At 19.1% G+C, this 21,806-nt stretch carries 22 protein-coding genes and 1 tRNA gene; 13 read left to right on the top strand and 10 right to left on the bottom strand.

Translation table 11 applies throughout. The features are described 5' to 3' along the window. The first annotated feature begins 132 nt into the window (after nt 1-132). The 10 genes from prfA (at nt 133) to tyrS (ending at nt 9,927) form a co-directional block, all read left to right on the top strand. Nucleotides 133-1,215, top strand: a complete 1,083-nt coding sequence (gene prfA, locus GJT89_RS00490; protein ID WP_168894603.1) for a peptide chain release factor 1 — start codon at nt 133-135, stop codon at nt 1,213-1,215. After that, complete coding sequence (prmC, locus tag GJT89_RS00495; protein WP_168894604.1) at nt 1,212-2,054, top strand: peptide chain release factor N(5)-glutamine methyltransferase; 843 nt, start codon at nt 1,212-1,214, stop codon at nt 2,052-2,054. Before prfA ends, prmC begins: the two co-directional genes overlap by 4 nt. A gap of 154 nt (nt 2,055-2,208) precedes the next feature. Further along, the gene (gene thrS, locus GJT89_RS00500; protein WP_168894605.1) at nt 2,209-3,477 is read left to right on the top strand and encodes a threonine--tRNA ligase; all 1,269 of its coding nucleotides are present in this window, start codon (nt 2,209-2,211) and stop codon (nt 3,475-3,477) included. A gap of 11 nt (nt 3,478-3,488) precedes the next feature. Next, nucleotides 3,489-4,028 (top strand): translation initiation factor IF-3, encoded by a 540-nt coding sequence (gene infC / locus GJT89_RS00505; protein ID WP_168894909.1) that lies wholly within the window; start codon nt 3,489-3,491, stop codon nt 4,026-4,028. 49 nt (nt 4,029-4,077) lie between these two features. Beyond that, nucleotides 4,078-4,275 (top strand): 50S ribosomal protein L35, encoded by a 198-nt coding sequence (gene rpmI / locus GJT89_RS00510; protein ID WP_168894606.1) that lies wholly within the window; start codon nt 4,078-4,080, stop codon nt 4,273-4,275. 48 nt (nt 4,276-4,323) lie between these two features. Beyond that, entirely contained in the window at nt 4,324-4,671 is a 348-nt protein-coding gene (rplT, locus tag GJT89_RS00515) for a 50S ribosomal protein L20 (protein ID WP_168894607.1), read from the top strand. 60 nt (nt 4,672-4,731) lie between these two features. Continuing rightward, nucleotides 4,732-5,730 carry a phenylalanine--tRNA ligase subunit alpha gene (gene pheS / locus GJT89_RS00520; protein ID WP_168894608.1) on the top strand — a complete coding sequence of 333 codons (999 nt, stop codon included), beginning with the start codon at nt 4,732-4,734 and terminating at the stop codon, nt 5,728-5,730. After that, nucleotides 5,727-7,856 carry a phenylalanine--tRNA ligase subunit beta gene (gene pheT / locus GJT89_RS00525; RefSeq protein ID WP_168894609.1) on the top strand — a complete coding sequence of 710 codons (2,130 nt, stop codon included), beginning with the start codon at nt 5,727-5,729 and terminating at the stop codon, nt 7,854-7,856. Before pheS ends, pheT begins: the two co-directional genes overlap by 4 nt. 141 nt (nt 7,857-7,997) lie before the next feature. Continuing rightward, nucleotides 7,998-8,618, top strand: coding sequence for a riboflavin synthase (locus tag GJT89_RS00530; protein WP_168894610.1), 621 nt, complete (start codon nt 7,998-8,000; stop codon nt 8,616-8,618). Between the two features lie 19 nt (nt 8,619-8,637). Then, nucleotides 8,638-9,927, top strand: coding sequence for a tyrosine--tRNA ligase (tyrS, locus tag GJT89_RS00535; protein ID WP_168894611.1), 1,290 nt, complete (start codon nt 8,638-8,640; stop codon nt 9,925-9,927). 24 nt (nt 9,928-9,951) lie between these two features. On the opposite strand, the gene GJT89_RS00540 is transcribed toward tyrS, so the two are convergent. Both GJT89_RS00540 and GJT89_RS00545 read right to left on the bottom strand, forming a co-directional pair. Next, a tRNA-Val gene (locus GJT89_RS00540) sits at nt 9,952-10,024 on the bottom strand. A gap of 50 nt (nt 10,025-10,074) precedes the next feature. Next, nucleotides 10,075-11,424: an MATE family efflux transporter gene (locus GJT89_RS00545; protein ID WP_168894612.1), complete on the bottom strand. Its 1,350-nt coding sequence runs from the start codon at nt 11,422-11,424 to the stop codon at nt 10,075-10,077. A gap of 137 nt (nt 11,425-11,561) precedes the next feature. Between GJT89_RS00545 and grxD the strand changes: the two genes are divergently transcribed. Then, the gene (gene grxD / locus GJT89_RS00550; RefSeq protein ID WP_168894613.1) at nt 11,562-11,876 is read left to right on the top strand and encodes a Grx4 family monothiol glutaredoxin; all 315 of its coding nucleotides are present in this window, start codon (nt 11,562-11,564) and stop codon (nt 11,874-11,876) included. A gap of 15 nt (nt 11,877-11,891) precedes the next feature. Here grxD and rnt read toward each other — a convergent pair whose 3' ends face one another. Together rnt and tsaB are read right to left on the bottom strand one after the other, a co-directional pair. Next, nucleotides 11,892-12,533: a ribonuclease T gene (gene rnt / locus GJT89_RS00555; protein WP_168894614.1), complete on the bottom strand. Its 642-nt coding sequence runs from the start codon at nt 12,531-12,533 to the stop codon at nt 11,892-11,894. 169 nt (nt 12,534-12,702) lie between these two features. Further along, the gene (gene tsaB, locus GJT89_RS00560) at nt 12,703-13,383 is read right to left on the bottom strand and encodes a tRNA (adenosine(37)-N6)-threonylcarbamoyltransferase complex dimerization subunit type 1 TsaB (protein ID WP_168894615.1); all 681 of its coding nucleotides are present in this window, start codon (nt 13,381-13,383) and stop codon (nt 12,703-12,705) included. 233 nt (nt 13,384-13,616) lie between these two features. Between tsaB and hslV the strand changes: the two genes are divergently transcribed. Together hslV and hslU are read left to right on the top strand one after the other, a co-directional pair. After that, nucleotides 13,617-14,144 carry an ATP-dependent protease subunit HslV gene (gene hslV, locus GJT89_RS00565; protein ID WP_168894616.1) on the top strand — a complete coding sequence of 176 codons (528 nt, stop codon included), beginning with the start codon at nt 13,617-13,619 and terminating at the stop codon, nt 14,142-14,144. Nucleotides 14,145-14,171: 27 nt separating this feature from the next. Then, entirely contained in the window at nt 14,172-15,491 is a 1,320-nt protein-coding gene (gene hslU / locus GJT89_RS00570) for an ATP-dependent protease ATPase subunit HslU (RefSeq protein ID WP_168894617.1), read from the top strand. 95 nt (nt 15,492-15,586) lie between these two features. Here hslU and hisIE read toward each other — a convergent pair whose 3' ends face one another. From hisIE to hisD, 6 genes are read right to left on the bottom strand one after another with little or no spacing between them, the layout of a single operon-like run. Continuing rightward, nucleotides 15,587-16,204 carry a bifunctional phosphoribosyl-AMP cyclohydrolase/phosphoribosyl-ATP diphosphatase HisIE gene (gene hisIE, locus GJT89_RS00575; protein WP_168894618.1) on the bottom strand — a complete coding sequence of 206 codons (618 nt, stop codon included), beginning with the start codon at nt 16,202-16,204 and terminating at the stop codon, nt 15,587-15,589. Continuing rightward, a complete protein-coding gene (gene hisF, locus GJT89_RS00580; RefSeq protein ID WP_168894619.1) occupies nt 16,198-16,977 on the bottom strand; it encodes an imidazole glycerol phosphate synthase subunit HisF in 780 nt (259 codons plus the stop codon). Before hisF ends, hisIE begins: the two co-directional genes overlap by 7 nt. Then, complete coding sequence (locus GJT89_RS00585) at nt 16,959-17,699, bottom strand: 1-(5-phosphoribosyl)-5-[(5-phosphoribosylamino)methylideneamino]imidazole-4-carboxamide isomerase (RefSeq protein ID WP_168894620.1); 741 nt, start codon at nt 17,697-17,699, stop codon at nt 16,959-16,961. The genes hisF and GJT89_RS00585 overlap by 19 nt, the downstream gene beginning before the upstream one ends. 9 nt (nt 17,700-17,708) lie before the next feature. Next, nucleotides 17,709-18,299, bottom strand: coding sequence for an imidazole glycerol phosphate synthase subunit HisH (hisH, locus tag GJT89_RS00590; protein WP_168894621.1), 591 nt, complete (start codon nt 18,297-18,299; stop codon nt 17,709-17,711). Continuing rightward, nucleotides 18,296-19,363 (bottom strand): bifunctional histidinol-phosphatase/imidazoleglycerol-phosphate dehydratase HisB, encoded by a 1,068-nt coding sequence (gene hisB, locus GJT89_RS00595; protein ID WP_168894622.1) that lies wholly within the window; start codon nt 19,361-19,363, stop codon nt 18,296-18,298. The genes hisH and hisB overlap by 4 nt, the downstream gene beginning before the upstream one ends. A 35-nt stretch (nt 19,364-19,398) precedes the next feature. After that, nucleotides 19,399-21,804 carry a histidinol dehydrogenase gene (gene hisD, locus GJT89_RS02270; RefSeq protein ID WP_211080459.1) on the bottom strand — a complete coding sequence of 802 codons (2,406 nt, stop codon included), beginning with the start codon at nt 21,802-21,804 and terminating at the stop codon, nt 19,399-19,401. Between the last annotated feature and the right edge of the window lie 2 nt (nt 21,805-21,806).

The following is a 21,806-nucleotide window of genomic DNA, read 5'->3' on the forward strand; positions in this document are numbered from 1 at the left end:
ATAATAATATAAATAAATTTTTATATATAAATTATATATGTATATACAATATATTTTATATTAGAATACTAATAAAACATTATTTATAATATATAATATTATATTTGTGCTTAAAATACTAAAATAAATTTTATGAATCCTTATATTATTAAAAAACTTAATATATTACAAAAAAGATATAATTATATAATAAAAAAATTAAATAATTATAAACTATATAATGATTATAATTCTTTGCGTAATTTATCAACTGAACATGCAAAATTATCTAACATCATTAAATTATTTATCAAATGGAAAAAAATCAAATTAAATTTAAAAAATAGTAAATCACTATTAAATGATAAAGAAATATATTCTATAGTATTAGAAGATATAAAAAATATTAAAAATAAACAAAAAAAAATAGAAAAAAAAATAAAAAATTTTTTTATTTCTAAAAATGAAAAAGACAATCGTAATTGTTTTCTAGAAATAAAATCTGGTTCAGGAGGAAATGAAGCAGCAATATTTGTAAGTGATATTTCTAGAATGTATATTAGATATGCTGAATCTAAAAAATGGAAAGTAGAAATTATTCATATACATTATAGTGAACATGGAGGTTTTAAAGAAATTATTTTAAAAATTACTGGTATTGGAGTATATGGAAAATTAAAATTTGAATCAGGAGGACACAGAGTACAAAGAATACCAGAAACAGAATCACAGGGTAGAATACATACTTCTACTTGTATTATTGCTGTTATGCCAGAATTATTAAAAAAAGAAATTCCAGAAATAAATAGTCAAGATTTAAAAATTGATACATTTAGATCTTCTGGAGCAGGTGGACAACATGTAAATACAACAGATTCAGCTATTCGTATTACTCATATTCCAACAGGAATAGTAGTTGAATGTCAAGATGAAAGATCTCAACATAAAAATAAAGCTAAAGCTTTAGAAGTTTTAATAGCTAGAATTAATGCAATAGAAATTGCAAAAAAAAATAGACATCATGCACTAAAAAAAAAAATATTATTAGGTACAGGAGATCGTTCAGATAGGAATAGAACATATAATTTTATTCAAAAAAGAGTAACAGATCATCGTATTAATTTAACAATTTATAAATTAAATGAAATTTTGAATGGAAATTTAGATATATTAATAAATCCTATTATACAAAAATATAATACTAATAAATTATCAAATATAATAAAAAATAAATGATTATTAAAAAATGGTTAAAATATTCAGCTAATTTACTAAAAAAAAATAAGATATTATTATATCATCTAGAATCTGTAATTTTATTATCTTTTATTTTAAAAAAATCTAAATCATGGATTTATGGTTTTTGTGAAAGAAAAATAAATTATAAAAAATTAAAAATATTAAAAAATTTATTACAAAGAAGAATTAAAGGAGAACCTATAGCATATATATTAGGTTTTTGTGAATTTTGGTCATTAAAAATTTATGTTTCTCCTTGTGTTTTAATACCTCGTAAAGATACTGAAATCTTAGTAAATATTATTTTACAAAAAATTGATGATAATACTAAAAAAATATTGGAATTAGGTACTGGTAGCGGTGCAATTGCTATTGCAATTGCTTTTGAATTTAATTTTTTAAATATTATCGCTATTGATATTTGTAAAAATATACTTAATGTAGCAAAACATAATGCTAAAAAATTAAATATTTATAATATTACTTTTTTAAAAAGTAATTGGTTCAGTAAATTAAAAAATAAAAAATTTGATATTATTTTTAGTAATCCTCCATATATAAGTATTGACAAATATTTTTTTTTAGAAAAAGAACTAAAATTTGAACCTTTTACATCATTAATTTCTCTTAAAAAAGGGACAGAAGATTTAAATTATATTATTTCAAAATCTTTAAAATATTTAAATAATTATGGTTGGTTAATATTAGAACATGGATATAAACAAGGATATATTATAAAAAAAATGTTTCAAATAAAAAATTTTAAAAATATTAATCAATATACCGATATACAAGGATATAATAGAGTTATATGTGGACAAAAAATTATAAATTAAAAAATTTTAAAAATTTAATTATTATAAAAATTTTTTTAGTAATTAAGTATATTTTATACTAAATAAGAAATAATAAATATTATTCTAGTATTTTATATATATTTTATAAAAAAATTTTGTTATTATTAAGTAATAATTTTATTATAAAAAAAAAATGCAACAAAATTATAATTTAAAAAAAATAGATAAAAAATTAGATTTATTTAATAAAAATAAATTATTAGAAAAGGATCATAGGTCTATAGGGAAAAAATTAGATTTATATCATTTTCAAAATGAATCTCCGGGAATGGTTTTTTGGCATAATAATGGTTATATTATTTTTCGTGAATTAGAAAAATTTTTACGTTTAAAATTAAATCAATATAATTATATAGAAGTAAAAACTCCTTTAATAACTGATATTTCTATATGGGAAAATACAGGACATTGGAAAATTTATAAAAAAGCAATTTTTACTACTTATTCCGAAAATAGAAAATATTGTATTAAGCCTATGAACTGTCCTGGACATATACAAATTTTTCAACAAAAATTAAAATCATATAGAGATTTACCATTAAGAATTGCAGAATTTGGTATTTGTCATAGAAATGAATCATCAGGATCTCTACATGGTTTAATGAGATTAAGAAATTTTACTCAAGATGATGCACATATATTTTGTACAAAAAATCAAGTTATACAAGAAATAGAAAATTGTATTAATATGATGTATGATATTTATCGTGTTTTTGGTTTTAAAAAATTTTTAATTAGATTATCAACAAGACCTTTAAATAAAATTGGTAATGATAAACTTTGGGATCAAACAGAAAATGATTTATCTTATATTTTAAAAAAATTAAATATTAATTTTGAATATAAAATAGGTGAAGGAGCATTTTATGGTCCTAAAATAGAATTTTCTTTTTTTGATTGTTTAAATAGAGAATGGCAATGTGGTACAATTCAATTAGACTTTACATTACCACAATGCTTAAATTTATTTTATATTAATGAGAAAAATATACATGATACTCCAATTATCATACATCGTGCTATTTTAGGTTCAATAGAAAGATTTATAGGCATTCTTCTTGAAGAATTCTCTGGTTATTTACCTATTTGGTTAGCACCCATTCAAATAATAATATTAAATATTAGTGAAAAACATAATGATTATGTTTTAAAAATATTTAAAATAATTAAAAAAAATAATATTCGTGTAGAATATGATATAAAAAATCAAAAAATATCATTTAAAATTAGACAATATACTATTCAACATATTCCTTATATTTTTATATGTGGAGATCAAGAAATTAAAAATAATACAATTTCTGTTAGAAATTGTTTTGGTAAAAATTTGGGATTTATGAACATTCATGATATTATTAACAAAATAAAAAAAGAAATTATTAATTATAGTTTAAAAAATTAAGGAGATAAAATATTAAAAGTGGAAAAAAAATATTACAATTATTACGACCTAATAAAATAAATAAAAATATTAGAAGTAAAATTGTAAGATTAATAGGATTAAAAGGAGAACAAATTGGGATAATTAACTTAAAAGAAGCTTTAAAAAAAGCAGAAAATACTGGATTTGATTTAGTTGAAATTAGTCCTAATTCTATGCCTCCTGTATGTCGTATAATGGATTATGGTAAATTTTTATATGAAAAAAATAAAATTTCTAAGGAGCAAAAAAAAAAACAAAAAATAATACATTTAAAAGAAGTTAAATTTCGTTCTGGAACAGATATAGGAGATTATCAAGTTAAATTACGTAATTTAATCCGTTTTTTAAAAAAAGGAGATAAGATAAAAGTAACCTTAAGATTTAGAGGTAGAGAAATGCTACATACTAAACTTGGTTTTTTTATGTTAAATCGTATAAAAAAAGATTTAGAAAATTTAGCAATAGTTGAATCTTTCCCTAAAAAGGTCGAAGGTAGACAAATTACAATGATATTAATTCCAAAAAAATAAAAATTAATAAAAAATAAATTTTTATTAAAAATTATTTAAGGTTAAAAATATGATAAAAATTAAAACAGTACGAAGTGTTTCAAAAAGATTTAAAAAAACTAGTACTGGAAAATTTAAACATAAACAATCTCATTTAAGACATTTGTTAACTAAAAAAAGTAAAAAAAATAAAAGATTATTAAGACAAAAAAAAATAGTTAAAAAAGGAGATACATATTCATTAAAAACTTGTCTTCCTTATTTATAATAATAAAGAAGAAATAAATTTTTTGAATAAAATATTAGGAGTTTTTACATGGTAAGAATTAAACGTGGTGTTACTTCAAAAGCTAGACATAAAAAAATTTTAAAACAAGCAAAAGGTTATTATGGATCTAAATCTAGGACTTATCGTTCTGCTTTTCAGGCAATTATTAAATCGGGACAATATTCTTATAGAGATAGAAAACAAAAAAAAAGAAAATTTAGGCAATTATGGATTATGCAAATTAATGCAGCTGTAAGAAAAAGAAAAATTTCTTATAGTAATTTTATATATAATTTAAAAAAACATAATATTAATATAAACAGAAAAATTTTAGCTAATATGGCAATATCTAATAACGTATCTTTTAATAAATTAATAAAATATTCAATTAATTAAATAATTTTTTTATTAAATTTTTATATTTTTATTTTTTAGTATATTAATGAGAATATTTCTATGAAATTTGATGATGATTTAATAATCAATGCTAAAAAAGAAATTTGTGAAACAAAAGATATTATTAATTTAAATAAATTAAAAATTAAATATTTAGGTAAAAAAGGTTATATATCTTCTCAATTTTTACTCATAAAAAAATTAAATAAAAAAGAAAAAATTAGTAAAAGTATCATTATTAATTATCAAAAAAAAATAATTAAAGAAATAATACAAAAACGTAAAAAAGAGATAGAATTTAAAATAAATAGTAAACAATATTTATCACAGGAAATAGATATATCATTACCAGGCAAATCTATCAAAATGGGTTCTGAACATCCTTTAAGTTATATTATTAAAAAAATCGAAAATTTTTTTATAAAAATAGGATTTCAAATAGTTATAGGTCTTGAAATAGAAGATAGCTTTCATAATTTTGATGCATTAAATATTCCTAAAAATCATCCAGCACGAACAAAAAAAGATACATTTTGGTTAGATAAAAATATATTGTTACGAACACAAACTTCTAATGTACAAATTAGAATAATGAAAGAAAAAAAACTTCCTATACGTATATTAACTGCTGGAAAAGTTTATCGAAACGATTGCGATAGTAACCATACACCAATGTTTCATCAAATAGAAGGTTTATATATTAATAATAACGTAAATTTTGTGGATTTAAAAGGAATTTTATCTTTATTTTTAAATTTTTTTTTCGGGAAAAAATGTAAAATACGTTTTAGACCTTCATATTTTCCTTTTACAGAACCTTCTTTAGAAATAGATGTTTTAAATAAAAATAAAAAATGGATTGAAGTTTTAGGAGCTGGTATGGTACATCCTAATGTATTAAAAAATGTTAATATAAATTCATCTAAATATTGTGGATATGCTTTTGGTATAGGAGTAGAAAGATTAACTATGCTATATTATAATATAAGTGATATTCGTTTATTTTATAAGAATGATTTACGTTTTCTTAAACAATTTAAATTAAATAATTTTATATGATTAAACTTAGTGAATTATGGTTACGGGAATGGTTAAAAAATGATGAAGATATTAATATCTTATCTCAAAAATTAACAAAATTAGGTTTTGAAGTAGAAAAGATTGAACCTATTTATACTAATAAAAATTATGATAATATTTTACATATAAATATCCCATTTAATAGACCTGATTGTTTAAGTATATTAGGTTTATCAAGAGATTTATCTACCTTATCAAATAATAAATTTTTTATTAACACTTTTTATAATAGTTTAATAAAAAAGACTAAAGAATATAAAATAAATATTTTTTTTGATAACAATATAAAAAACAAATTATATAAATATAATTATTGTATAATTAAGAATATTGATTTAAAAAAAAAAAATTATATTATTATTAATGATAGATTATATAAATCAGGTTTTTATATACATAAAAATCCATTATTAAATATTCGTAATTATATATTTTTAGAATTAGGTTATCCTATTCAATTATATGATTTAAATAAAATTAAAGGAAATATTTATATAATTAATAATGCAAAAAATAAATTTAATTTTATTGATACTAAAAATCAAAAAATTAATTTTATTAATAATAAAAATAATGATTTTTTAATTATTAAAGATAATAATAAAATATTGTCTATACCAGGAATAACTCAGAATAAAGAAATAAGAGTAGAATTAAATACAAAAAATATTTTAATAGAATGTTTATTTTTAAATAAAGTATATATTAATTTACTTTTAAAAAAGTATCATGCTTATGATAATATTTTTAATATGTATAAAAGATATCTAGATCCATTAATTACAAAAAAAGTAATAAAAAGAACAGTAAATTTAATATCAGAAATATTTGGAGGAAAAATAGGTAATATATATTCATTTAACATAAATAATATTAATTACATTCCTAAAAAAATAATATTATCATTTGATAAAATAAAAAAAATTTTAGGTTTTAATATTAATAAAAAAAATATTGATAATATTTTAGTTAAACTCGATTTCCTTATTTTAAAAGAAAAAGTTAATTGTTATATTATAAAAATACCTAGTTGGCGTAATGATATAAATATAGAAGAAGATATAATAGAAGAAATTATACGTATATATGGATATAATAAAGTTCCTAGTAAAGTAAAAATATATTTAAATAAAAATGATATTTTAAAAAATAATAAATTTACATTAAAAAATAATAAGATTAGTATAAAAAAAATTAAAAATATATTAATTAATAGAGGATATTACGAAGTAATTAATTATAGTTTTATTAATCCTAATATACAATCTATGTTGTATCCTAAAATAGATTCTATTAAAATTAAAAATCCCATTACTAAAGAAGTATCTGTAATGCGTAATTCATTATCATATGGTTTAATAAATAATATTATTTATAATCAAAATAGACAACAAAAAAATTTACGTTTTTTTGAATATGGTTTATGTTTTTATAAAAATTTTAAAAAAAAATTAGGTATATCACAAAAATTTATATTATCTGGAATAGTTAATGGTAATATACAAGAAGATTATTGGAATGAAAAAAATAGAATAATAAATTTTTATGACTTAAAAGGTGATTTAGAATCTATTTTTAATTTTTTTACCAAACAAAATAAAATTGAATTTCATAAACAATGTAATATAACAATTTTACATCCTTATATAAATGCATCAATCTATTTTAATAATATATATATTGGATATATCGGTATGTTACATCCTAGATTTATCAGTTATTTTAATATAGAAAATAAAAATACTTTTTTCTTTGAATTATTTTTTAATAAAATTATTATTAATAATATTTTTTTTATAAAAAAAAATATTAATTTTCCAATTAATCGTAGAGATATTTCTTTTTTTATTAATAAAAATATCTATTTTATAGATATTTTAAATGAATTAAATTTATTGAATTTAAAAGAAATAATAAAAATAAATATTTTTGATGTATATCAGAGCAAAAATATTCCTATAGGATATAAAAGTATTACTTTAAGTTTATTTATTCAAAATAAAAATTATACTTTAAATGAAAAAGAAATAAATTTTGTTTTACATAAATGTATTTTAACATTACAACAAAAATTTCAAATCTTATTAAGAAATCAGATTATCTAATATAATTTAAAAAAATTTTAAATTATTTTAATAAATAAAAATTTATTTTAATTTAAATTAATAAATTTAATGTTCTTTATTATAAAAAGAATGATTATTTGTTAATATATAGTTAATAAAATATTAAAAGTTAATTAAAAAATGTTTACAGGAATCATTAAATCTATAGGACAAATTAAAAATATAATTTATAAAAAAAATTTATATTTTATATATGTACAAATAAAAAAAAAATTTAGAAAAAATTTAAAAATAGGACAATCAATTTCTAATAATGGTTGTTGTTTAACAATTATTAATTTATATAAAAATATAATTGTTTTTAACATATTAAAACAAACGTTTAATATAACTACTTTTAAAAAAATTAAAATAGGTGATTATTTAAATCTTGAAAAACCTATAACAATAAATAATTTTATTGGAGGACATTTAGTTTTAGGACATATTACTAATATAGCTAAAATTATTAATATTAAAAATTATAATTTTTCTAAAATTTTATGGATTAAACCAAATAATATTTTTCAGATGAATTATATTTTTAAAAAAGGATCAATATGTATTGATGGTATTAGTCTAACTATAGATAAAAAATTAAAAAACAAATTTAGTGTAAATATAATTCCAGAAACATTATTAAGAACCACATTATCAAATAAAAAAATTAATGATTATGTAAATATTGAAATTGATTTATATGCTTATATTATAGTTAAAACAGTAAAAAAAATACATAAAAATAATATTAAATATATTTAATAAAATTAAAGGAATATGGATGTTTATAAACAAAAAAAAAATAAATATTCTAAAAATATTAGAAAATCGTAATATTTTATACCAAGTAACTAATAGAAATAATTTATATAATATTTTAAATGAAAAGAATATTAATCTTTATTGTGGTTTTGATTTAACAGCAGATAGTTTACATATAGGTCATCTAATACAATTAATTACACTTCAATATTTTCAAAAATTAGGACATAAACCAATTATTTTATTAGGAGGAGCTACGAGTTTAATTGGTGATCCTAGTTTTAAATTTAAAACAAGAAAAAATAATTCAATAGATCTTATAAATAAATGGTTTCAAAAAATTAGTTTACAATTAACAAATTTTTTAGATTTTAATTGTGGAAAATATAGTGCAAGTATAATTAATAATTATGAATGGTTTCATAAAATGAATATTTTATTTTTTTTAAAAAAAATAGGAAAACATTTTTATGTTAATCATATGATGAATAAAGATGCAATAAAAAAAAGAATGAAAAATAATAACATAGAAGGTGGTATATCTTTTAAAGAATTTTCTTATAATTTATTACAATCCTATGATTTTGCTTATTTAAATAAAAATTTTAATGTTATACTACAAATTGGTGGATCTGATCAATGGGGACATATTGTTTCTGGTATTGATCTTGTGAAAAAAATTAATAAAAAAAAAGTTTTTGGCTTAACAACAAAATTAATTGTTAAAAATGATGGAACAAAGTTTGGAAAAACAGAAAATAAAACTATTTGGTTAGATTCTAAAAAAACTAGTCCATATAAATTTTTTCAATTTTGGTTAAATATACCAGATTCTACAGTATTTAATTTTTTATATATGTTCACTAATTATGAAATTAATTTTATTAATTCTTTCAAACAAAAAAATCAGAAAATTAAAAAAGATAGTCTACAATATTTATTAGCTGAATATATGACAAAAATAGTTCATGGTGAAAAAAAATTAAATATATCAAAAAAAATCACTAATTTACTTTTTAATACAAATATAAATAATTTATCAGAAAAAGAATTTTATACATTACTAAATAATATTGATAATCTTTATTTAGAAAACAAAAAATTTGATTTATCAACAATTTTAGTTCTAAGTAAATTTGTATCATCTCGTACTCAAGCATTTACTATACTAAAATCACGTGCAATATATATTAATAATGAAAATATATTAGATAATTCATTTATATTTACAGAATATCATAAAAAATTTAATCATTTTACTTTATTACGAAAAGGGAAAAAAAATTTTTGTTTAATTTATTGGAAATAAAAAATAATATAACTATGATTTTTATGCGTTCTAGAGGAATTGAACCTCTGACTTTCACTATGTCATAGTGACACTCTAACCCCTGAGTTAAGAACGCATATATTATAAATAAAATCTTCAACATTACATATAATATATGTATTTATTTTAATAGTCAATTTTTTGTATTTTTATAATACGTAATATAACTAAAAATGATGAAACTGTTAACCCAATTATAAACCCGATCCAAAAACCAGCAGGTCCCATAGGGGGAGATACAATAAAATTAGTAATAGATAAAAAATAACCAATAGGTAAGCTTATTACCCAATAGGAAAAAAAAGTAATTAAAAAAATAGATTTAGTATCTTTATATCCTTTTAATATACCACATCCAATAACTTGAATAGAATCTAAAATTTGATAAATAGATGCTAATAAAATTAAATGTGAAGATAAATTTATAATATTTTTACTATGATTATAAAAAGAAGCTATTTTATTTTTAAAAATAATACTTATAAAAAAAATAAAAAAAGATATTATTATTCCTATAGTTTGTGAAATCCAACTAATAAGTTTTGCTTTTTCTTTATAACCTAAACCAAGATAAAATCCAATTATTATAGTTGTAGAAATACTTAAAGATAAAGGAATAACAAAAATAAATGAACTAAAATTTAAAGCTATTTGATAACTAATAATACTTTCTATTTCCATATTAGAATATATTAATAAAAAAACAACACTAAATAATGTTATTTCAAAAAAAATAGATAATCCAATAGGAATACCTAATTTTAGTAATTTCATTAGTATTTTAATATTAGGTTTATTAAATAAACTAAAATATTTAATATTATAAAAGAGTTTAGATTTTGACATACATACTATAGTAAGAAAAAACATTATCCAATATATAAAAACAATAGATATACTACATCCAATTCCTCCAAATTTTGGTATATAACCTAAACCATATATAAAAATATAATTTATAGGTATATATAAAATTACACCTAACCAATTAATTAACATATCTGGTATAATAAATGATAAACTTATACATTGAAACCTTAATACTTGTAATAATAAATATCCGGGTATACTCCAGGAAATAATTTTTAAATAAATTTTTGTTTTTAAAATTATAAATTTATTTTTAGATAAAAATGATATTAAAAAACCAATTTTATAAAAAATTAATATCATAATACAAGATATTATTATTACTAATAAATATGATTGTTTTATATAATTTGTTATATTTTTTCTTTTATTAGATCCATTAATTTTAGTAATAATAGGAATTAAAGGTAATAAAATACCCTGACTAAATAATATTATTGGTAATGATATTGATGTACCCATAGCTACAATAGCCATATCTATATTACTATAATATCCAGACATAATATTATTTATAATACTTATTAAAATACATGCTATTTGTGTTAAAATAATTGGTATTGTAAGATTAAATAATTTTTTTATTTCAATTAAATATTTTTGCACATATATCCTTTTTTATTTTTAATATTTATTGAATTTTACATAATATTATATATATATAAATATATTTTTAAAAAAATTTGAAATTATTTAATATAATTAATATAATTAAATTAATTTAATAAAATTAAGGAAATTTTATGCAAATCTTAAAAAAGATCAAAGAACAAATTAAAAATAATCCTATTATTTTATATATGAAAGGAAATCCAAATAATCCTAAATGTGGTTTTTCAAATAAAGCTGTAAAAATTATTATGTTTTATAAAATAAAATTTTATTATGTTGATGTTTTAAAAAATCCTGATATTAGAAATTTTTTACCAAAATATGCTAATTGGCCTACATTTCCCCAATTATGGGTAAATAATGAACTAATAGGAGGATATGATATTATATATTCATTACATAATACAAAAAAATTAAAAATAATTTTAAACTATAAAAAAAAATAATTGATCTTGTATATTCTAAAATAAAAATTTTGGAGGCCATCCTCCTATTTCTTTCCATTTATTAACTAATTTACAAAATAATTTAGCAGTACGGTTAGTATCATATAAAGCTGAATGTGCTTGATTGTTATCAAAGGAAATTCCCATAGCATGACATGATTTAGCTAAAACAGTTTGTCCTAAAATTAAACCACTCATTGAAGCAGTATCAAATGTAACAAAAGAATGAAATGGATTATAATTTTCCATTTTTGTACGTTTTACAGCTTCCATAATAAAACTATGATCAAAATTAGCATTATGAGCTACTAAAACTGCTTTTTTACATTTATTTTTTTTTATATCTTGAGATATTTTTGAAAAAATAATTTTTAAAGCTTTATTTTCAGTTATAGCACCTCTTAAAGAGGTATTAATATTTATCCCATTAAAAGCTAATGCTTCATGAGATATATGAGATCCATTAAAAGGTAAAATATGAAAATGTAACATTTCATTTTTTTCTAACCAACCATTATTCATTTTTAATGTTATTATACTAATTTCTAATATAGCATGATATTTTGAATTAAATCCTGAAGTTTCAATATCAATTACAACAGGATAAAATCCTCTAAATCTAGAAGATAAAAGATTTAATTTTGATAACTTATTCATTTTTAAAATTTTTAAAATATATTTATATTAATTTTATATACATAAATAAATTATACTTTTATATAAAAAATTACAAGTAAAAATTACTATATATATTTTATTCATTAAATAAAATTTTGTAATAAAAAATTATTCTATATTATTTAATAATAATTTTATTAATTTAAATTTAAAAAATATTTTTAATATAATTAATTTTATAATATTTTTTTATTTTTTTTTTATTTAATAAAATATTATTAACAATATCAATCATTACTTCTGATGAAGTAAATAAATTTTTAATAAAATATATTTTTAAATTTTTATTTAATATTTTTTTTATATTAATTTTTATATTTTTATCAATATTAGAAATTAATACCCATATTCCTTTTAGTATCAAAATTTTTTTTATAAAATCATCATAATGTAATAAACATTCACTATTTTTACCAATCCATAATCCTTTTAAATTTTTTTTATATAAAGCAAAATACATATAATTTTTATTATATTTTATTACAGTTATAATATTTGTAATTCCAGTTAATTTCCAAGATTTTTCAGCAATAATCATTAAATGAGATAAACCTATTTTAGGTATATTAAGTGCATAAGATATACTATCTATTATTGCTATACCTATTCTTAAACTTGTAAAATTTCCAGGACCTAAATTACATCCTAACAAATCTAAATCAGTTAAAAATAAATTATTTTTTTTTAAAATATGATGAATTAAGTGTAATATATATTTAATATGTGAAAAAGGACAAAATTTTATTTCATTATAAATAATATTTTTATTTTTTAAAGTAATAAAACAATATTCAGTAGATGTATCAATAATTAAAATATTTTTATACATAAGATTTTATTATTAATTAAATATAAATTTATTGTTTAAAATTCAAATTATGTTATAATTTTACTGTTTTTGGTAAAATTAAAACTATTTTTTATAAAAAAATTATTATTTTAAATAATATTATTATATCATATAATAATTATTAATGTAATTAAGTTAAATTTTATTAAAAATATTAAAATATTTATAATGTTATGAGATATAAAAATAATAATTGAGGATAATGTAAACTCATGACAACAATAGTTAGTGTAAGAAAAAATGGAAATGTAGTTATCGGTGGTGATGGACAAGCAACTTTAGGTCATATTATAATGAAAGGAAACGTAAAAAAAATTCGTAAATTATACAATGATACAGTAATTGCTGGTTTTGCTGGTGGTACTGCGGATGCTTTTACACTTTTTGAATTATTTGAACAAAAATTAGAAATATATCAAGGAAATTTAATAAAATCTGCAGTAGAATTAGCAAAAGATTGGAGAACAGATCGTATTTTACGTAAGTTAGAAGCATTATTAGTAATTGCAGATAAAGTTACTTCTTTAATCATTACAGGGAGTGGAGATGTAATTCAACCTGAAAATAATATAGTTACTATTGGTTCTGGTGGTCCATATGCACAAGCCTCTGCACGTGCTTTATTTGAAAATACTAATTTAAGTGCATATGAAATAGTAAAAAAATCTTTAAATATTGCAGGAGATATTTGTATATACACTAATCATAATTTTACAATTGAAGAATTGCCATCTAATTAATATATAAGCATGAGGAAAATGCTAATTATGTCTGAAATGACTCCAAAAGAAATAGTTAATGAATTAAATAAATTTATCATTGGTCAAGAAAATGCAAAAAAAGCCGTAGCTATTGCGTTGAGAAATCGTTGGAGACGCATGCAACTTGATGAAAATTTAAGACAAGAAGTAACTCCTAAAAATATATTAATGATAGGACCTACAGGAGTAGGTAAAACTGAAATTGCTCGTCGTTTAGCAAAATTAGCTAATGCACCTTTTATAAAGGTAGAAGCAACTAAATTTACTGAAATTGGTTATGTAGGAAAAGAAGTAGATTCAATTATTAGAGATTTAACTGATGTTGCGATAAAAATGATACGTATAAAAGAATTTAAAAAAAATTGTAATAAAGCAAGAAAAATGGCTGAAGAGAGAATTATTAATGCATTAATACCTAATAAAAATAATTGGGATCAAGATGATAATATTAAATCTATTCGTGAAAAATTAAAAATTAAATTAAAACAAGGATTATTAGATAATCAAGAAATTGAAATTAATATATCAAGTTCTCCTATGGGAATTGAAATTATGGCACCTCCAGGTATGGAAGAAATGACAAGCCAATTACAATCACTATTTCAAAATTTAGGAGGTAATAAACAAAAAAAACGTAAATTAAAAATTAAAAATGCTATTAGATTACTTTTAGAAGAAGAAGCGAATAAATTAATTAATAACGAAAATATTAAACAAAAAGCTATAGAATCAGTTGAACAAAATGGTATTGTATTTTTGGATGAAATAGATAAAATTTGTAGAAGAAATAATAATATATCTTCAGAAGTTTCACGAGAAGGAGTACAACGTGATTTATTACCATTAGTAGAAGGATGTACAGTTTCAACAAAACATGGAATGGTTAAAACAGATCATATTTTATTTATTGCATCAGGATCATTTCAAATATCTAAACCTTCTGATTTAATTCCTGAATTACAAGGTAGATTACCTATAAGAGTGGAATTAAAAGCTCTTACTAGTAATGATTTTGAAAGAATTCTTATAGAACCAAATGCTTCTATCACAGTGCAATATAAAGCATTATTAGCAACTGAAAAAATAAATATTATTTTTACTGAAGATGGTATTAAAAGAATAGCTGAATCTGCTTGGAAGGTAAATGAAACAACAGAAAATATAGGAGCAAGAAGATTACATACTATTCTTGAACATTTAATGTCAGATATATCTTACGATATTGATAAATATAATAATAAATCGATTACTATTGATAAAATTTATGTAAGTAAACACCTAGATTCGCTAATTATAAATGAAGATATTAGCAGATATATTTTATAAAAATATTAATTATTATATTTAAATAATGAATACTAATCATTTACATTTAGTGATTATATTTTTATATTAAATAATCTTAAATAATTAAAATAATATTAACTATTTCTTTTTTTTAGAATTTCTATAATATTATTTAAATTAATATTTTTAAATTTTAAAAGTATAATTAAATGGTATATTAAATCTGCTGTTTCTTCAATAAAATCTGTTTTATTATCATAATTTGCAGCTATAATAGTTTCTATAGCTTCTTCTCCTACTTTTTGTGAGATTCTTTTTAAACCACTTTGATATAATTTATAAGTATATGAAAAAGGTTTCATATTATTCTTTTCTTTTTTTTTATCTAGATATTTTTCTAATAAATATAAAAAAGTAAAATTTGATGTAATTTTTTTAAAACAACTATATTCATTTAAATGACATGTTTTATTAATTGATTCTACTAAAATGAGTAATGTATCTTTGTCACAATCTGTAGTAATATTTTTTAAAATTAAAAAATTACCTGTTGTTTCTCCTTTTGTCCATATTTTTTTTTTAGTTCGAGAAAAAAATGTAACTTTTTTTGTATTTAAAGTTATTTTTAAAGATTCTTTATTCATATAAGCATGCATAAGAATTTGTCCAGAAATTTTATGTTGTATAATAGTAGGTATTAATCCATTAGTTTTTATCCAATTTAAATTATCTACAAAATTTTTTTTTAACATATTCTTACCTCTATATTTTTTTTGTATAAAAATTGTTTTAATACTTGAATATTAATAATATTTTTATGAAAAACTGATGCTGCTAAAGCACCATCTACATTAATTTTTTTATTAAAAACATTATAAAAATCTTTTTTAGAACCTGCTCCTCCAGAAGCAATTAAAGGAATTTTACAAATTTTTCTTATTTTTTTTAATTGTTTTAAATCGTAACCATTACATAACCCATCTTGATTCATCATATTCAATACTATTTCACCTGCTCCCAAATCTTGTACTTTTTTAATCCATTCAATTGTTTCCCAATTAGTTATTTTAGTATATTTTATATTACCAGTATATTTATAAACATAATATTTTTTTGTTACACTATTATAAAAAGAATCAACACCTACTACAACACATTGTGTACCAAAATATTTTGATAATTTTGTAATTAAAGAAGGATTATTTAATGCAGGAGAATTTATAGATATTTTTTCAGCTCCTAAATGTAATATTTGTGCAGCATCACTTATTGATTGTATTCCTCCTGCTACACAAAAAGGTATATTAATTAAATTAGCTATTTGAGATATCCATTTTTTATTAACTAATCTATTATCAATTGATGCTGTAATATCATAAAATATTAATTCATCTGCTCCTTCTTTATCATATTTAGAAGCTAATAACAAAATATCTCCTATAATTTGATGATTCTTAAATTGTTTACCTTTTACTACTTTATTTTGATAAACATCTAAACAAGGAATTATTCTTTTTGCCAACATAAATTAGCCTCTTTGAAAGAAAATATTTTTTCTAAAAAAGCTCTTCCAATAATTATATCTTTTACTCCACTTTTTTTTAAATTTTTAATATCTTTTAAAGTAGAAACACCTCCTGATGCTTGAAAAAATATTTCTGGATATTTTTTTACAATTTCAGTATAAAGATTTATATTTGGTCCTAATAATGTACCATCTTTAGAAATATCTGTACATAAAACATATTTTAAACCTATATTTAAAAATTGTTCTATAATATCTTCAAAAATAATATTACTTTTATTTTGCCATCCATTAATAAAAACTATTTTTTTATAATTCTTATCAAATTTAATATCCAATGCTAAAATTAAAGAATATGGATTATATAATTTAAACCATTTTTTAACATTATTAAGATTTTTTATGATTGAAGAACCTAATATAACTTGTGCATTAGGTATTAAATTGAAAACAAAATCTATATCTGTTTGAGTTCTAATACCTCCTCCTATTTGTATAGAAATAAAATTAATTTTAGATAATTCTTTTAATAAAAATATTTGCTTTTTACTAGGATCTTTTGCTCCATCTAAATCTATTAGATGTATTTTTTTAGCTCCTTGTTTCAAATATTTTTTAATATAAAAAAAAGGTTTATGTAAATATTTACGTTTAATATTAAACTTACCCTGATGTAATCTAACAACTTGTCCTTTTATTAAATCAATAGCTGGAATAATCATTTTTTTATTTTATATTTTTAAAAAATTTTTAATTAATTGAATACCATTATTTCCTGATCTTTCTGGATGAAATTGCACTCCAAAAAAGTTATCTTTTTGTATAGCAGAACTAAATAAATTTTCGTAATTTGTTTCAGCTATAGTATAATTATTTAAATGAATATTATAACTATGAGAAAAATAGAAATAAGATCCTGTATATATATTATGAAATAATGGAGATTTTTTTGTAATATTTACTTTGTTCCATCCCATATGAGGAATAGGAACATTTTTATTATTCATTAAATATGTTGAATAATCTAAAATTCCTAAAGTATTTATTCCTTCATTTTCTTCACTATGTTTACCTAAAATTTGCATTCCTAAACATATTCCTAAAATATCTTTTTTACAATTTTTAATTAATTTTAATAAATTATCATTTTTTAATTTTTTTATTGCAGAATATGCTGAACCTACTCCTGGTAAAAAAATTTTATCAGCATTCAAAATTAAATTTTTATCATTTGTAATTTTAGATCTAAATCCTATTTTTTCAATAGTAGATTGTAAAGAATAAAAATTACCGCAAGATGTATCTAAAATAACAATATTCAATTTAATACTCCTTTTGAACTGGGAATAATATTATTTACAATTTTTATTGCTTGTTTTAAAGTACATCCGAATGCTTTAAATAAACTTTCAATTTTATGATGATCATTTTCTCCATCAACTTTTAAATATATATTACATGACATAGAATATGATAAAGAATAAAAAAAATGTTTAACCATTTCAGTACTTAAATCACCAATTTTTTGATATTTAAATTTAGCATAATATTGTAAATATGGTCTACCTGATAAATCTAGTGCACATTTTGCTAGTGATTCATCCATTGGTAATAAAAATCCAAACCTATTAATTCCTTTTTTATTACCAATAGCTTTTGATAAAGCTTTTCCTAATGAAATTGCAATATCTTCTATTGTATGATGATCATCAACTTTTAAATCTCCTTTACTAAAAATATTTAAAATAAATCCTCCATGTATTGCTATTTGTTCTAACATATGATTTAAAAAATTAATTCCTGTATTAATTACACTTTTCCCTTTTTTATCTAAAAACAATTCTACATATATTTTTGTTTCTTTTGTTACTCTTTTTATTATAGCATATCTTTTAGATGGTGTTAGTTTACTTAAAATATTTAACCAATTACATTTTTTTTTATTATATAAAATACCATTAATACCAATATTATTTGCTAATTCTAAATCTGTTAAACGATCACCTATAACATAACTATTTTTTTTATCTAAATTATTATTTAAATAAAATTTTAACATTGTTGTATTTGGTTTTCTGCATATACAATTATTATATGAAAAATGTGGACATATAAAAATATCTTCAAATTTTATATCTTGAGATTTAAAAATATTAAGCATAAAATTATGTGGTATATTAAAATTTTCATGAGGAAAAGATTTAGTACCTAAACCGTCTTGGTTTGTAATAATTACAAATAAATAAGATAATTTTTTTAATTTTGATAAAACAGTAATAACATTTTTTTCAAAAAAAAGTTTATTTATGTGATCAATTTGATAATTATTTTTAGGTTCAGATATTAATGTACCATCTCTATCTATAAAAAGTATTTTTTTTAACATATATAAAATTCTATTTATAATGATAATTAATTATTTTAACAAGATAATTTTTTTAATTCAAAAATTAATTTTTTACATTCATTAAATGTTCCGATTGTAATTCTTAAACAATTTTTTAATCTATTTTCATGATTTTGATTTCTAACAATTATTTTATTTTTATATAATTCTTTAAAAACATAATGAGAATTAAAAAATTTTATTAAAACAAAATTTGTTTCACTATAAAATATTTTTTTTATAATTTTATAATGTTTTAAATTATTAATTAACCATTTTTTATTATCAATAATTTTTTTTACATTATTTTTCATAATAATTAAATTTTTAGGATATAGAGCTTGTATAGCTATATCTATTACAGGATCAGGTATTGGATAAGGAGCAATAACTTTTTGTAAAATATTAATAATTTTACTATTAGTTAGTATAAAACCACAACGTAAACCAGCTAATCCAAAAGCTTTTGATAAAGTTCTTAATATAATTAAATTATGATATTTATCTATTAAATTAACTAAAGTTTTATTTATACAAAATTCAATATACGCTTCATCAATTACAATAATTATTTTATTTTTAACTAACTTTAAGAGTTTTATTATATTATTTTTATTTATACAATTACCTGTAGGATTATTAGGATGACAAATAAATATTATTTTAATATTATAAAGATTTTTTTTAATAAAATTAACATTTAATTCCCAATTATTTAAACTATTGATCATAATATATTTAATATTAAGTATTTCAGCATTAACACGATACATATCATATGTTGGGGGACAAAATAAAATTTTTTCTTTTACAGGATTACAAAATGTACGCATAATTATATCTATACCTTCATCAGCTCCTCTAGTAACTAAAATATTTTTATAATTTAAATTTGCATATTTACTATAAAGATTAATCAGTTTACTAGATTGTGGTTCTGGATATTTATTAAATGTTTTTTTATTTAAAGAAAAAAGAGAAATAATAGGAGATTCATTTGCATTTAATAAAATTGTATTATTATTATTAATATTATTATGTAATAATCTTGCTGATTGGTATGGTTTAAGACTAAAAATATTTTTTCTAACTATATTATTTATATTAATTTTTTTTGTATTTAATAAATTTTTATTAATAAAATTTTTTCTTATAGTAATAGCATTACTATGACCTAATAAATTTTCTGATTTTGACATAATTTCTACTGTATTAGAAATATTTAGTAATCCTTTTTTTGTTAATTTTTGTACAGACATTTTTTTTTGGAAATCATATACTCCTAAACAAGAATAAGTTAATGCATGTCCATAAGTCGGTAAAACATGATTTGTTCCTGATGCATAATCTCCAGCAGATTCAGGAGACCAATTACCTAAAAAAATTGATCCAGCATTGATAATCTTAGGTAAAATTTGACGATAATTTTTACATTGAATTATAAGATGTTCAGGAGCATATTTATTTATTATTTTAATACATTCTTTTATATTTTTAACTATTATAATATAACTTTTACTAAGAGATTTTATTGCTATTTTTTTTTTAGGTAACTTTTCTAATTTTTTATAAAGTTTGTTTTGAACTAATTTTGCTATTTTTTCTTCAGTAGTAAGTAAAAATACTTGTGAATCAATTCCGTGTTCTGCTTGTGATAATAAATCAGCTATAATAAAATTATAATTTGCTGATTTATCTGCTAAAATCATTAATTCTGATGGACCGGCAGGCATATCTATAGAAACATTTTTATAAAAAATTTCATTTTGATTAGTAATTTGTCTTTTGGCCTCCGTAACAAAAAAATTTCCTGGACCAAAAATTTTGTTTACTTTATTAATAGATTCAGTACCAAAAGCCATTGCAGCTATAGCATGAGCTCCCCCTATTTGAAAAATATTTTTTATATTGCATAAATATGCAGAAAATAGAATTTCATTAGATATAGGAGGAGGAGAACATAATATAATATTTGGACATAATGCTAATTTTGCAGGAATTCCTAACATTAATACAGTAGAAAAAAGTGATGATGTACCTCCAGGGATATATAATCCTACTTTAGATATAGGACGATAAATTTGATGACAAAATACACCAGGTATAATTTTAATTATTTTTTTTTTTAGTAATTGAGATTTATGAAATTTATGTATATTATTATATGCTTGTTGTATAGCATTTTTAATATTTTTTTTTAAAAAAAGTTTTGAATTATTTATTTTTTCTTTATTTATTTTTAATTCATTAGTTTGAATTTTATCAAATAATAAATTATATTTTTTTAAAGCATTATCACCTTTTTTTTTAACTTGATTTAAAATTTCTGTTACATTATGTTTAATTTTTTTATTAATTGAAAATATTGGTCTAGATAATATTTGTTTTTTTTGAATTTTATCAGAATTATTCCAGTATATAATATTATTTATAATAGTCATTT

This window comes from Enterobacteriaceae endosymbiont of Donacia versicolorea (genome assembly GCF_012570965.1).
Lineage (GTDB): Bacteria > Pseudomonadota > Gammaproteobacteria > Enterobacterales > Enterobacteriaceae.

What these genes read in the sequence shown, in the direction of transcription:
- GJT89_RS00585 (WP_168894620.1), bottom strand. Translation starts at nt 17,699, where the DNA reads ATGATTATTCCAGCTATTGATTTAATAAAAGGACAAGTTGTTAGATTA.
- GJT89_RS00530 (WP_168894610.1), top strand. Translation starts at nt 7,998, where the DNA reads ATGTTTACAGGAATCATTAAATCTATAGGACAAATTAAAAATATAATT.
- hisB (WP_168894622.1), bottom strand. Translation starts at nt 19,363, where the DNA reads ATGTTAAAAAAAATACTTTTTATAGATAGAGATGGTACATTAATATCT.
- grxD (WP_168894613.1), top strand. Translation starts at nt 11,562, where the DNA reads ATGCAAATCTTAAAAAAGATCAAAGAACAAATTAAAAATAATCCTATT.
- hslV (WP_168894616.1), top strand. Translation starts at nt 13,617, where the DNA reads ATGACAACAATAGTTAGTGTAAGAAAAAATGGAAATGTAGTTATCGGT.
- hisD (WP_211080459.1), bottom strand. Translation starts at nt 21,804, where the DNA reads ATGACTATTATAAATAATATTATATACTGGAATAATTCTGATAAAATT.
- pheS (WP_168894608.1), top strand. Translation starts at nt 4,732, where the DNA reads ATGAAATTTGATGATGATTTAATAATCAATGCTAAAAAAGAAATTTGT.
- hisF (WP_168894619.1), bottom strand. Translation starts at nt 16,977, where the DNA reads ATGTTGGCAAAAAGAATAATTCCTTGTTTAGATGTTTATCAAAATAAA.
- pheT (WP_168894609.1), top strand. Translation starts at nt 5,727, where the DNA reads ATGATTAAACTTAGTGAATTATGGTTACGGGAATGGTTAAAAAATGAT.
- rpmI (WP_168894606.1), top strand. Translation starts at nt 4,078, where the DNA reads ATGATAAAAATTAAAACAGTACGAAGTGTTTCAAAAAGATTTAAAAAA.
- prmC (WP_168894604.1), top strand. Translation starts at nt 1,212, where the DNA reads ATGATTATTAAAAAATGGTTAAAATATTCAGCTAATTTACTAAAAAAA.
- prfA (WP_168894603.1), top strand. Translation starts at nt 133, where the DNA reads ATGAATCCTTATATTATTAAAAAACTTAATATATTACAAAAAAGATAT.
- tsaB (WP_168894615.1), bottom strand. Translation starts at nt 13,383, where the DNA reads ATGTATAAAAATATTTTAATTATTGATACATCTACTGAATATTGTTTT.
- thrS (WP_168894605.1), top strand. Translation starts at nt 2,209, where the DNA reads ATGCAACAAAATTATAATTTAAAAAAAATAGATAAAAAATTAGATTTA.
- hisIE (WP_168894618.1), bottom strand. Translation starts at nt 16,204, where the DNA reads ATGTTAAAAAAAAATTTTGTAGATAATTTAAATTGGATAAAAACTAAT.
- hslU (WP_168894617.1), top strand. Translation starts at nt 14,172, where the DNA reads ATGTCTGAAATGACTCCAAAAGAAATAGTTAATGAATTAAATAAATTT.
- rplT (WP_168894607.1), top strand. Translation starts at nt 4,324, where the DNA reads ATGGTAAGAATTAAACGTGGTGTTACTTCAAAAGCTAGACATAAAAAA.
- rnt (WP_168894614.1), bottom strand. Translation starts at nt 12,533, where the DNA reads ATGAATAAGTTATCAAAATTAAATCTTTTATCTTCTAGATTTAGAGGA.
- tyrS (WP_168894611.1), top strand. Translation starts at nt 8,638, where the DNA reads ATGTTTATAAACAAAAAAAAAATAAATATTCTAAAAATATTAGAAAAT.